Here is an 11,616-nt window from a genome sequence, read left to right as displayed (position 1 = left end):
GTCAGGCTTTACGAGCGGCAAAGCGTCGGCTTATCGCGGGCGCCTGCTGCATCTGCCTGCTGCATCTGCCGCTTGCATTCGCCTATTGCACCTGCCACCAGCGCGGCAGCAAGCGGCGCACTTCCGGCCGCCGGTAGCGGTCGTCGATCAGATGCACCACGCCCTGATCCTGCTCCGTGCGAATGACCCGGCCCGCGGCCTGCACGACCTTCTGCAAACCCGGATACAGATACATGTAATCGTAGCCGTTGCCGAACTTCGCCTCCATGGTGCGTCGCATCTGCTCGTTGACGTCGTTCATCTGCGGCAGGCCGAGCGTCGCGATAAAGGCGCCGATCAACTGCTGGCCGACCAGATCGACGCCCTCCGAGAACGCGCCGCCTAGCACGGCGAAGCCCACACCCTGATTCATGATGCGAAAGCGCGCGAGGAACGCGTCGCGCGCCGCCTCGTCCATGCCCGGTTCCTGCGCCCACACCGGCAATTCCGGATGACGCTCGCGCATCAACGCCACCACCCGCTGCAGATAGTCGAAGCTGCTCAGAAAGCCGAGATAGTTGCCCGGCTGCGCTGCGTACTGCCGCGCGATCAGATCGACGATCGGCACCAGCGACCGTTCCCGGTCACGCCAGCGCGTCGAGACATTGCCCGCCACACACACCTGCAATTGCTCGGCGCGGAACGGCCCTTCGACGTCGAGCCAGCTGGTCTGCTCGGGCAGACCGAGCGTGTCGCGATAGAAATGATGCGGATTGAGCGTGCCGGAGAACATCACCGTGGTACGCGCGGCCGCGTAGCGCCCCGCGAGGAACGGTGCCGGGATCACGTTGCGCACGCACAGCGTGGCGCTGGTTTTGTCGCGCGGCGTGTCGCGGTCCGCGGTGAGGGTGATGTCGAAAATCGAATGCTCGCCGAATTGCTCCGCCAGCGCGACGAAATGCATGGCGTCGAAGAAAAACCGCAGCGACGCTTCATCGATTGAAAGCGGTGCTTCGGCGAGCTGATCCGTCACTGCGCCGATCAGAGTCTGCGCAGCCGAAAGCAGTTTGCCGGGGACCTCGGCATAAACCTGATACGTGCCGGTCTGCGCGCGCCTGACGGCGCTCCACTCGCGCTGAAGCCGTTCAAGCGGCTTCTTCAACGTTGCGGGCGCGCTTTTGCGGGCGAGCCGGAACGCCGCCTGATCGAGCGACGCGCTGTACATGCGCCGGGCCCGGTCGAGCAGGTTATGCGCCTCGTCGACCAGCACGCCGACGCGCCACTGATTGATCTGCGTCAGCGCGTACAGCAGCGCGCTGCCGTCGTAGTAGTAGTTGTAATCGCCGACCACCACGTCGGACCAGCGCGCCAGTTCCTGCGCGAGATAGTACGGGCAGAGTTCGTGCGCGAGCGCCGCTTCTCGTACCGATGCCCGGTCGAGCCTTGGCCCCGCCAACGCCGCGCTGCGGGCCGCGTCGAGCCGGTCGTAGAAGCCGCGCGCGAGCGGACAGGACTCGCCGTTGCAGGCCTTGTCGGGATGCTCGCAGGCTTTATCTCGCGCGACCAGTTCCAGGGTTCTCAACGGCAGGCGCGCGGCGGATTGGCCTGAGCCTCGATGGAGCGTTTCGATTGCGTCGAGGGCAAGCGCGCGGCCCGGCGTCTTGGCGGTGAGGAAAAAGACGCGGTCGATCTGGTCCGATGCGCACGCCTTGAGCAGCGGAAAAATCGTCGCCAGCGTTTTGCCGATGCCGGTCGGCGCCTGCGCCATCAACGGCGTGCCGTCACGCGCCGCGCGATACACCGACACCGCCAGTTCGCGCTGGCCGCTACGGAACTGGCCATGCGGAAACTGCAAGGCGCCGAGCGCGGCGTTACGCGCGGCACGATGCGCCTCTTCCTGCACAGCCCAATCGAGAAAGCGCTCGCATTGCTCGACGAAGAAAATCTCCAGCTCACGCGCGCTGTGCGTTTCGCTCAGGAGCGTTTCCTTCTGACTGCCGATATCGAAGTACACCAGCGTGACCGTCAAGTCGGCGAGCCCACGGGCACGGCACAGCAGATGACCGTACACCAGCGCCTGCGCCCAATGCAGCGTGCGGTGATTGGCGGGCATTCGTTCGAGCGCGCCACGATAGGTCTTGACCTCTTCCAGCCGGTTCGCTGCCGGATCGTAACCGTCGGCGCGGCCACGCACGGTCAAACCACGATGCGTGCCGCTCAGCGTGATCTCAGTTTCGTAGCCGCTGGTGCGCCGCCCGGCGACCGTTACGTGGCCGGCCATCCCTTCCAGCGAGGTGGGCGCGGGCGTGAAGCGCAGATCCAGATCGCCGCGCCTCGCGGTAAATTCGCACATCGCCCGCACGGCGACCACGTAGGTCATCCGGTGGCCTCTTTCGCAACCACGGCGCTGACTTCGGCGGCGGCGGTCTGCGGAGCCGCAGTCGCCCCCACTTCCGCGTTTTCCGCCGCCTCGCCGGTCTCGACTTCCGCCACCTCGTCGGACACCGCGACGTCTTCCTCGGCCCACCGCACGTCGAGCACGCGCACCGGCATACCGTGCTCCGCGCAGTAAGCGAGCCAGCGGATCTGGTTGTCCTGCAAACGATCGCCGGGGCCCTTCACTTCGATCAACTCATAGCGGCGCTCGGCCGGCCAGAAACGAATCAGGTCCGGCAGGCCCGAACGGTTGCCACGGATATCGCGCAGCAAGCGCTCGAACCAGAGTTTCAGATGCGCGGCGGGCAGGCAATCAAGCGCCAATCCGACCAGTTCCGGCGTCAGCAAGCCCCAGAATACAAATGGCGACTGCAGACCCACCTTGCTGTGCAGATGCCGCAGAATCGGCTCGCGATAAGTGCCGCTGTCGAGTTGCGCGAGACACGCCGCGAATTGGCCGGCGCGACGCGCATGAAAATCCGCTGCATGCAGATCGGCGGGACCGCGCTGGAACGGATGGAAAAACGCGCCGGGCAGCGCGGCGAACACCGGCTCCCAGCACAGCAGACCAAACAGCGAATTGATCAACGCGTTTTCGACGTAATGAACCGGCGCCGAGTCGCAAGTCAAATGATCGCGTGCGATGTATTCGACCGGTTGCGGCGTCTGGGGTCTCGGCAGCACCAGCGTGCCGCGCTCGACCGGCCGGGCCGCCGGCACACGCGCGACCCGCTCGCCACGCTTGCGCTGCAAACGCGGCAGCATGCGGGCGACGCGCTGCGCTTCCTCTTCGCTTTCCGGCGTGGCGGCGGCTTGCGAAGCGAGAGAGAAGGCTTCCTCCAGGCGCTCGCTGCGCTCGAGCACACGCAAACGCCGATGGCGCGCGCCGGGCCACGCACAACGCTCATAGACGGCCAGTGCGGCGGGCCAGTTCTGCCGACGCTCGCAATGCTGGCCGAGACGAAACAGCAGTTTCGCGCGACGCGTTTCGAGCCAGGGATTCGAGGTTTCGATCGCGGCGATGGCGGCGACGAGTTCGTCGATCGCCTCGGCTTCCGGTTCGCCCGCGGGCAGCCATTCGAGCGCTTCGCGGCACGCATGCAACGCAAGGTACACGTCGACGTCCACACGTTGCTGGAAAGCGCGCGACGATGCAGAAAAAGCCACCTTTTCGTACTGGAACACGCCGAGATCGGCAAGCACGAACTCCGACCAGTCCTGCTGCAGATTGCCGAAGAACATCAGACGCAGACGCTCGCAAAGCGGTGCGACCGCGACGTGGAAGACGCGATCGGTGGTCTGGCTGTGCCATGTGGACAGGGGATATGCGGCGGCGCCTCTTTCTTCGCCTTCGCCTTCTTCTTCGCTGTTGTCTTCGCCTTCGTAAAACGGGCGCAGTGCTTCCAGTAGATCGGGTTTGCGCAAGCCCTTCGCGCCGGGGATCAATGCGATGGCGTCCGCAAAAATCAGCAGCAGCTCGGGCCGCGTGGTAAGCGCGAACAGCTCGTCGAGCGTCAGAGCCGGTTCGGCGTCGACCCAGCCGAGCGCGCTCAGCGGCGCAGCCGCCTGCGAGGGGCAACCGATCTCGTCGTAAGAAAGACGGCTGGCGCGGAACAGCGTGCCCTTGCGCATCAGCATGCGAACCAGCAACGCGCGCGAGGACTGCGGCAAAGCGGCGAACTTGCGCAGGAAACCGTGTTCGTGCGCGTCCAGCAGATCGTCGTAACGCTCGGCGAGCCACGCCAGCGCACGCTCGAAGTTCAGCAGGTAATAAGGGGCATCAGAGCGGAGGTCTGATGGAACATTTGTCGCCACGGCGCTTTCACGGAACCTGTATGTTTATACAGTGATGATAGCAAAATCCGTGGCGAGGTCTGGCGGTAATGGGTTGCCGAACGCGGTGCGAGGGCCACTGCCCGTCAAAGCGTCGCCAGAAGTTTCAAGCCGCCACGCACATCTGACTGAACGCGGCGAGGACGGCGAAGACAAGCGCTATCGCTACCAGCGTGGCTGCGATGGATCCTGCCGCCAGCGATTGGCGCAACGAAAGATAGAAGCGAAGGGTCATGTCGTTTCCGCCTGCGAGTCGATAGGCATCGGTGTTGCGCGGCCGTGGTGTCGCGGTACTGCGCCGATCTGCCGGTTGTTCCTGTTAAGACGAACTCGGCGAGCGATTCTTGACACAAGCGTCGAACGCGTCAAGCGAAAACCGGCCGCCATTCATTCAGAATCCCGGCTTTCGCCCGCCTACACCGTCGTTCGCACCGGCAATCCGCCGACGAACGCGGCAATCCGTTCGCACGCATCGATCAGGCTCGCTTCGTCGACCACGAACCCGAGCCGCACGAAACCGTTCGCGGTCTCGCCGAAGGCGCTGGCGTCGAGCAGCGACACGCCCTGCGCGCGAAACAGTTGCCAGGTGAAGTCGACCGTATCGAGGCCCGTGCCGCTGACGTCGACCATCATGAACATGCCCGCTTCGGGCAGCAGGCAACGCAAGCCCGGGACACGATGCAAGCGCGCGAACACCACGTCGCGGCGGCGCCGGTAAATCTCGCGCATCTCGGCGACGACCTGCGCCTTGTTCTGCAAAGCCGTCAATGCCGCTTGCTGGATGAACCCCGGCAAGCCATAGTGCATAACCAGCGCGAGCCGCCCCATATGCTCGATCAGGATGCCGGGCCCGATCGCCCAGCCCACCCGCCACCCCGCCATGGCATGCGACTTCGAGAGACTGCCGAGCGTCACGGTACGTTCCGCCATGCCGGGCAGCGCGGCAATGCTGACGTGCTCGCGCTCGAAGGTGAGGTCCGCATAGACCTCGTCGGAGAGTACCCACAGGTCGTGCTCGCAAGCGATCCGCGCGATGCGTTCGAGATCGGCGCGCGGCATCACCACGCCGGTCGGATTGCAGGGTGTCGCGAAGAAAATGGCCTGAGTGCGCGGTGTGACGGCCGCTTCGAGCGCGTCGCAGTCGAGGTGAAAAGCGCGCGCGGGATCGACCGGCACCGGCACGAGCGTGGCGCCCGCGGCGCGTACGCAGGCCTCGTACGTGAGATACATCGGCTCCGGAACGATCACTTCGTCGCCTGCTTGCAACAGGCACAGCGAGGTTGCGAACACGCCGTTCTGCGCGCCCGCCGTCAGGATCACATTGGCGGCGTTCACGGCACAACCGGTGGCGCGCGTGTGTTCCGCGGCAATCGCCGCTCGCAGCGGTTCACGTCCGGACACCGCGCTGTAGTGCGTATCGCCGCCGCGCAAGGCCACGACCGCTCGCTCGACGATCGGCGCGGGCGTCGCGAAGTCAGGATCGCCCACGCTCAGCACAATCACATCTTCGCCTCTCGCGAGCGCCTGTTGAGCAACGCGATGAATCTCCCACGCCGACGTACGCCTGCCTTGCAAACGCTCGACCAGATTCGAGTACTTCATGGAACGCACCCCGTTTCGACTTGAGCCGCCAATGTAATGGGGCGTGCGCGAAACGTCCAGATACGAAAAAGCGCCACGCGAGCATCGAAGCTCGTGTGGCGCTGGAGCAATGGCCCTCGCGTGAGAGCCCGCAAAAACAATGCTGCGTTTAAATCTGGCGGCGCAGTTCCGCCGGCGGCACTTTCATCAGATGACGATATTTCGCCACCGTGCGCCGCGCCACCAGCACGCCCTGATCGGCGAGCATTCGGGCGAGCGTCACATCGGACAGCGGGTCGCGCGTATTCTCCGCGGCGATCATTTCCTTGAGCAGCGCGCGCACGGCCGCGGCCGAGCAGGTGCCGCCGCTTTCCGTGCCGAGCTCACGCGGGAAGAAGTGCTTGAACTCGAAAATGCCGCGCGGCGTAGCCATATATTTGTTGCCGGTGGCCCGCGAGATGGTGGACTCATGCAGGCCGAGTTCTTCGGCGACATCACGCAGCACCATCGGCTTGAGCGCGATTTCCCCGTACTGGAAGAACGCCTTCTGATGCGCGACGATGCACTCGGCCACGCGTTGAATCGTATCGAAGCGCTGCTGCGCGTTGCGGATCAGCCAGCGCGCTTCCTGCAATTGCTGCGCGAGTGGCGAGCGGCTCGCGCCGGCCGATTGCGCGAACAGCTCGGCATACATGCGATGGATGCGCGCGCGCGGCTGCACCGCCGGATTGATCGCCACCACCCACTTGTTGCGCACCTGACGCACGATCACGTCCGGCACCACGTAGTTGTCTTCGGTACGGCCGTAGCTGTTGCCCGGCTTCGGATCGAGTTTGCGCACCAGCGCGCAGGCCACCCGCAGTTCGTCGGCGCTGCAGCCGATCTGCTTTTGCAGCTCAGCCTGCTCGCGGCGCGCGAGACGTTCAAGATGATGTTCGACGATCTGCCGCGCGACGTCGCGCCCCGGCGTGTCGGCGGGCAAGGCGTTGACTTGCAGCGATAGACACTCGGACAGCGAACGGGCCCCGAGACCGGGGCGATCGAGCGACTGCACGAGGCGCAGCGCCACCAGCAATTCTTCTTCGGTCAGTTCGGGTTCGAGGTCAACGCTGTCGGCGAGATCGGAGAGTTCCTGACGCAGATAGCCGTCGTCGTCGAGCGCCTCGATGATGAAACGGGCCACCGCGCGGTCCCGGTCGTCGAGCCGATAGAGCCGCAGCGAGTCGTGCAACTGCTCGCGCAAGGTGGGTTGGGAACGCGCCCATTCAGCGGGATCGCTACTTTCGGAGTCGCCGTTCTGGCGGGTCGAACTGCGGCTGCTGTAGTCGCCCGAAAAATCACCGGGCATGTCGTCCTGCCCCGCGCCTTCCATCGTGTCGTTACCGCTTTCAGCCGGCATGGATTCAGGCTCGGCCACAGCGACCGTATCCGTGGCGGGCAGCGCACCCATCTCTTCCCCGGGCGCCGCGGTGGCGAGGGCAACGTCTTCCGTGTCGGTCGAGTCGTACTCGAGGAACGGATTGGTGTCGAGTGCGGTGCGCAACTCCTGCTGGAACTCCAGAGACGACAACTGCAACAGACGCACCGATTGCTGCAAACGCGGCGTGAGTGCAAGAGACTGCCTTGTGCGTAGTTCAATTGAAGGCATTGTAGTGAGGTCCCTTAATAGCTGAGAAATGGTGTGTGGCCTCTACAGAGCAACTGTCATACCAGCTCGCCCAACACACTGTTTTTTCTGAGTTTTACCTTTTCAGGCCCGCCAATTGCGCAGCAGGTGAGCGCCATTTTTACAAGCTCCCGGCAATTTCCGGCCGTTTGCCTTCCAGCCCGCCGCAGCGCGCGCCACACCTGCCCGATGCGCTATTCGTCAGCCTAAATGCATGTGCCGTAACGGCTTTTCCCATCATCCGACCGGCCTGCGAGGTGCCGGGCACGCACCTTGCGCCTCAGCACTATGTGGACGGACGGAGGTCTTTGCATGCGAGTCGATCGCCCGGTGGCGCGTGGCGAGACAAACGGAACAATCGGAACGCATGCATAGACCGCCGTCCGGTGTCGATAACGGGCCCTGACGGAACCGTAGCGGCAACGACCCCACGCGAGTCATCAACGGTTTGAACCGCGATCGACCGCAGGCAACAAGACCGCATTTTTCATCAACACCCGAAGGAGAAAACCATGAAGACCATCCAACTTCTGAAGACCGCAGGTAGCATCGCTTGTGTTGCATTCGCACTGAACGCTACGGCGCAAACCAGCACGGCCCCGTCAGCATCGTCTGAAACCATCGGCCAGCACGTCGACGACGGCACCATCACCACCAAGGCCAAGGCTTCGCTGCTGAGCGCAAAGAACGTCAAGTCGACCCATATCCACGTGAAAACCCGCAACGGCGTGGTGTGGCTCACCGGCTCGGTGCCCTCGTCTGACGACAAGGCCGCCGCTGGAGAAGTCGTCAAGGGCCTCGACGGTGTCTCGAGCGTGAAGAACCATCTGAAGGTCATTGCCGATTAAGACCGGGCCATGCGGTAGATAAGAGTCGGCTTCGGCCGGCTCTTTTTTTTGGCCGGACTAGCGCAGTTTCCGGCGAGATAGTCAGCCACCGTTTTTGGGCCGAAGAGTTGCCTGCTTTTGGGGTGACAGAGTTGTCTGCCAGCTAGCGTCGGGCAGCAATGGAAAAGCCGTCCGCAGTTCAAATGCGGACGGCTTTTTTGTGCGCGGCCGCTTATGTCGCCGCATTTCTTTGCGCTGGGCCCAAGTGTCGATGCCTCTTAATGCATGGCACTTCCAACTTGCCCTGTGCCCGCTGCCTGAAACAAAACCGGCGCTCGTTAAAGCGCCGGTCTGCGACTTACTCGGCCGCTAAGGCTGCTAACGATTAACGCTTCGCTGCGCCGTACTGATCGCGCAGATCGCGCACGCGGTCATGATTTTGCAGCACGCCTTGATATTGACGCTCAACGATAGCGCGCACGTCCGCCGGCAATTCCTTTTCGAGCGCGTCGTGATAGCGCTTCTTCGCGACGTCTTCGCCCTTTTCGCATTCGGCGAGGATCTCGTGATCGCTGCGATCCGTCACCGCCGACTTCACATCGACCCAGCCACGATGCAACGCGCCGCCGACGCTACCTCCCGTTTCGGGCTTGCCACCCAAAGCCTGTACCGCGTCCTGCAATTCGCGTGCACCGCGCGTGCAGTCTTCGGCACGCGACAGGAACAACGTCTTCAGTTGTGCCTCGTGCGCGTCTTCTGCTGCTTTGCGAAAGCCCTTCTCGCCATCCTTCGACGTTTCGACCAGATCGTTCAACACGGAAACAACGTTCGTAGCCATTCAATACCTCCAGGGGTTTCGTTAATCGTGGAATCCGCCACTACGCTCTCGTACGCACTTCCACGCAGCAGCGGGGTTCATAGGTCTCTGCGCATGAGTCGTGCCCGGCGCGATTGGGCGTCCATACGCTGATTCGCGGACGCGGCGAGCGTCGGCACGCATTGCGATCTTGCAGGCCCACGTAAATATTTCGCGCCGCAGCGAGCGCTGGGCGGCGCAAGAACGCCGCCCAGCGGTCTTCTGACGGATGGCATGCCGGTTGCTTTATCTCCCCTGCCCACGAGGCGCTATTCAGTGCTTGACCGCACTGCAAAACGTGCCAAGGAATTGAAAGCAATGGGCAGGCAATAACGACAGGGAGAATCACCATGAAAAAAATCAGGAGCGCGGAATATCTGGTCGCGATCGCGATCGTCACATCAGCGGGCGTGCTGCAAATCCGCGAGCATATGCAACCTCTGGAAGCACCGGCGGCGAGCGCTCAAGCTGCGTCGTCGTGTGGCATCACGCGTGATGGTTTGGTTCCCGCGGCTTGCGAACCGACCCGCAGTGAGCGCCAGGTGGAGCGTGCGCCGCAACTGCAACATAGTGCAGCGCGTATCTGGGTATGAGCGACGGTTTCGACGTTGAGACGAGAAGACAGCGCGGCGATTGTTTAAAGCCAGCGCGCGTGCGCAGTTCTGCATGAACGCAAAAGCAAACGGCCCGACATACGACGGGCCGTTGTGCTGTTTACCGCGCAGCGCTCACTCAACCGAAGCGCTCACTCAACCGAAGCGCTCACCCCATTCAAGCACGCTTCTCGCTGAACTCGTTTAGCGGCACCGGCGTCTTGAGCGGATCAAAGTCGGCCCAGCGCCCCTGCTGCCAGCGTCCGCTTGCGCGTTCGATCGCCACGCCCCCTGCCTCGCGCAATACGCGAGCAGCGTCGAACTGATTGTCGGGACTTACGTGCACGGCAACCAGCACGCCGGAATCGCGCGACTCCTCGTGAAAAGCCGAACGGTGAACGCCCTTGCCGCCTTCGCGAGTGCCTACCATCGCGCCGACAAGCGAGCCGACGTATGCGCCGACGCCGGCCGCGATCAGCGAGACGATAAGCGGCGCCGAAAACGCCGCGAATATTCCCACGCCGACCACCGCCCCCGCTACCGCGCCGAGCGTCACGCCCATTCCGGCGCCTTTGGGCGCGTCTTTCGCGCCCGCGTCGGTGCCGGTATCGCCGCCGATTGGATAGCGTGCGTGCTGACCACGTGGATTGACAAAGAACAGCGTGACGTCTTCTTCGACGAAACCTGCGTTGAAGAGCTTTTGCGCCGCATCTTCAGCGGCCGGGAAAGTCGTAAATCGTGCTGCGACGATGAGTGACATGAGGCCTCCTTGCATCGTTGAATCGCGTTTTGCGGACCCGTTTTGCGGACCCTTAAGCGGCACAACCCCGCGCCGAAATTGCGCGCGGGAGGTCGGGCATGGCCGCGCTACGCGGTGGTGCCGCGGTCGGGTTCCATGCCTTCCACTCTGAACAGTCCGCTATGCAACACTACGCCATCGCCACCGTTCTGGTCGAGCGCTTCCGCGCACACTGAACGGATGCGATTGCGACCCTTGTCGAAAGCGGCCATCAGGGTAGATTCGAGCGCCGAATCAGCGCCGAAATGATCTTCCAGCGCCTCGGCGGTGATCGCACAGACCACTGCTTCGCCGTCGACGCGCGCCATGAAGCGCACGGTCAGATTCGTTCCGTCGAAGAGCGGCTTGTCGTCGGAGAAAGTGATGTGCATAAGGGAATCCTCATAGGCCGGCCGCGGCAGGATCGCGTTCATGACGCACCCTTCATTGAGCCGGCAAGTTGCTGCGCCATGGCAAGGTGATGCTTGATGGTCGGCAATGCATGCGCGGCCGCCGCTTTCAACTGCGAGTCGGTGCCACTCTGGCTCTCCTGCTGGAACAGGTCGACCGCGCGCTGGTGCGCTTCCACGCCGATCTGCTCAACATAGGCCTGATCGAATTCGCGGCCCTTGAGCGTTTGCAGTTTGCCGACCAGTGCTGAATCGGCGGACGGCGTCGTGGCAAACCCCTTCTTCGCAGCCAGGGCGGCCATGCCGTGCGAGAGTTTCGTATGGTCCGTGATCATTTGCTGCGCGAATTTTTTGACGTTCGGATCGTTCGAATTCTTGAGTGCGATTCTGCTTGCCGCGATTTCAGTGGCATCGGACTTTGAGGCGTCCTGCACGAACTGCTGATCCGCAGGCGAGAGCTTGGTGGCGCTCGTGGGTGCGTCGCTCGCGGGCGCGTCACTGGCTTGCGCGTACACCGCGCCGATCGACGCCGCGCCAAGTCCCAGCGCCACCGTCATCACTTGTAGGGAATATCGGAATTTCATGCATTTTCTCCCTGGTCGAGCTGTCCGTCGAAAGCGGGCAAAGCGACGAGGCGCGATATTCAAAAACAGTTTC

General features: G+C 63.2%; 11 protein-coding genes. 2 read left to right on the top strand and 9 right to left on the bottom strand.

What is annotated here, in order from left to right; all coding sequences use genetic code 11:
- Positions 1–82 precede the first annotated feature (82 nt).
- From PQR53_RS32595 to PQR53_RS32575, 5 genes are all read right to left on the bottom strand, one after another.
- The gene (locus PQR53_RS32595) at positions 83–2,359 is read right to left on the bottom strand and encodes an ATP-dependent DNA helicase (RefSeq protein ID WP_408463554.1); all 2,277 of its coding nucleotides are present in this window, start codon (positions 2,357–2,359) and stop codon (positions 83–85) included.
- Positions 2,356–4,230, bottom strand: a complete 1,875-nt coding sequence (locus PQR53_RS32590) for a VRR-NUC domain-containing protein (protein ID WP_408463551.1) — start codon at positions 4,228–4,230, stop codon at positions 2,356–2,358. Before PQR53_RS32590 ends, PQR53_RS32595 begins: the two co-directional genes overlap by 4 nt.
- Before the next feature lie 124 nt (positions 4,231–4,354).
- A complete protein-coding gene (locus PQR53_RS32585) occupies positions 4,355–4,483 on the bottom strand; it encodes a hypothetical protein (protein WP_408463548.1) in 129 nt (42 codons plus the stop codon).
- A gap of 179 nt (positions 4,484–4,662) precedes the next feature.
- Positions 4,663–5,850, bottom strand: coding sequence for a pyridoxal phosphate-dependent aminotransferase (locus PQR53_RS32580; RefSeq protein ID WP_408463545.1), 1,188 nt, complete (start codon positions 5,848–5,850; stop codon positions 4,663–4,665).
- 148 nt (positions 5,851–5,998) lie between these two features.
- The gene (locus PQR53_RS32575) at positions 5,999–7,477 is read right to left on the bottom strand and encodes an RNA polymerase factor sigma-54 (RefSeq protein WP_408463542.1); all 1,479 of its coding nucleotides are present in this window, start codon (positions 7,475–7,477) and stop codon (positions 5,999–6,001) included.
- Between the two features lie 530 nt (positions 7,478–8,007).
- Between PQR53_RS32575 and PQR53_RS32570 the strand changes: the two genes are divergently transcribed.
- The gene (locus tag PQR53_RS32570; RefSeq protein ID WP_408463539.1) at positions 8,008–8,343 is read left to right on the top strand and encodes a BON domain-containing protein; all 336 of its coding nucleotides are present in this window, start codon (positions 8,008–8,010) and stop codon (positions 8,341–8,343) included.
- Positions 8,344–8,707: 364 nt separating this feature from the next.
- On the opposite strand, the gene PQR53_RS32565 is transcribed toward PQR53_RS32570, so the two are convergent.
- A complete protein-coding gene (locus PQR53_RS32565; protein WP_408463536.1) occupies positions 8,708–9,160 on the bottom strand; it encodes a PA2169 family four-helix-bundle protein in 453 nt (150 codons plus the stop codon).
- A gap of 368 nt (positions 9,161–9,528) precedes the next feature.
- Between PQR53_RS32565 and PQR53_RS32560 the strand changes: the two genes are divergently transcribed.
- Positions 9,529–9,771 (top strand): hypothetical protein, encoded by a 243-nt coding sequence (locus PQR53_RS32560; protein ID WP_408463533.1) that lies wholly within the window; start codon positions 9,529–9,531, stop codon positions 9,769–9,771.
- Between the two features lie 178 nt (positions 9,772–9,949).
- Here the strand turns inward: PQR53_RS32560 and PQR53_RS32555 are convergent, their stop codons facing one another.
- The 3 genes from PQR53_RS32555 to PQR53_RS32545 all read right to left on the bottom strand — a co-directional run bounded on the left by PQR53_RS32555 (position 9,950) and on the right by PQR53_RS32545 (position 11,543).
- Positions 9,950–10,531, bottom strand: a complete 582-nt coding sequence (locus tag PQR53_RS32555) for a hypothetical protein (RefSeq protein ID WP_408463530.1) — start codon at positions 10,529–10,531, stop codon at positions 9,950–9,952.
- Between the two features lie 107 nt (positions 10,532–10,638).
- Positions 10,639–10,983, bottom strand: coding sequence for a DUF1488 family protein (locus PQR53_RS32550; RefSeq protein WP_408463527.1), 345 nt, complete (start codon positions 10,981–10,983; stop codon positions 10,639–10,641).
- Positions 10,980–11,543 carry a DUF4142 domain-containing protein gene (locus PQR53_RS32545; protein ID WP_408463524.1) on the bottom strand — a complete coding sequence of 188 codons (564 nt, stop codon included), beginning with the start codon at positions 11,541–11,543 and terminating at the stop codon, positions 10,980–10,982. Before PQR53_RS32545 ends, PQR53_RS32550 begins: the two co-directional genes overlap by 4 nt.
- Between the last annotated feature and the right edge of the window lie 73 nt (positions 11,544–11,616).

Origin of the sequence: Paraburkholderia fungorum, assembly GCF_046027605.1 — a bacterium.
Lineage (GTDB): Bacteria > Pseudomonadota > Gammaproteobacteria > Burkholderiales > Burkholderiaceae > Paraburkholderia > Paraburkholderia fungorum_F.
The sequence above is the reverse complement of the archived record's forward strand: the minus strand, read 5'-3'. Positions and strand labels throughout refer to the sequence as shown.

Bases quoted from the DNA above. Each gene is read 5' to 3' on its own strand.
- PQR53_RS32560 (WP_408463533.1), top strand. From the start codon at position 9,529: ATGAAAAAAATCAGGAGCGCGGAATATCTGGTCGCGATCGCGATCGTC.
- PQR53_RS32555 (WP_408463530.1), bottom strand. From the start codon at position 10,531: ATGTCACTCATCGTCGCAGCACGATTTACGACTTTCCCGGCCGCTGAA.
- PQR53_RS32550 (WP_408463527.1), bottom strand. From the start codon at position 10,983: ATGAACGCGATCCTGCCGCGGCCGGCCTATGAGGATTCCCTTATGCAC.
- PQR53_RS32545 (WP_408463524.1), bottom strand. From the start codon at position 11,543: ATGAAATTCCGATATTCCCTACAAGTGATGACGGTGGCGCTGGGACTT.
- PQR53_RS32575 (WP_408463542.1), bottom strand. From the start codon at position 7,477: ATGCCTTCAATTGAACTACGCACAAGGCAGTCTCTTGCACTCACGCCG.
- PQR53_RS32565 (WP_408463536.1), bottom strand. From the start codon at position 9,160: ATGGCTACGAACGTTGTTTCCGTGTTGAACGATCTGGTCGAAACGTCG.
- PQR53_RS32570 (WP_408463539.1), top strand. From the start codon at position 8,008: ATGAAGACCATCCAACTTCTGAAGACCGCAGGTAGCATCGCTTGTGTT.
- PQR53_RS32595 (WP_408463554.1), bottom strand. From the start codon at position 2,359: ATGACCTACGTGGTCGCCGTGCGGGCGATGTGCGAATTTACCGCGAGG.
- PQR53_RS32585 (WP_408463548.1), bottom strand. From the start codon at position 4,483: ATGACCCTTCGCTTCTATCTTTCGTTGCGCCAATCGCTGGCGGCAGGA.
- PQR53_RS32580 (WP_408463545.1), bottom strand. From the start codon at position 5,850: ATGAAGTACTCGAATCTGGTCGAGCGTTTGCAAGGCAGGCGTACGTCG.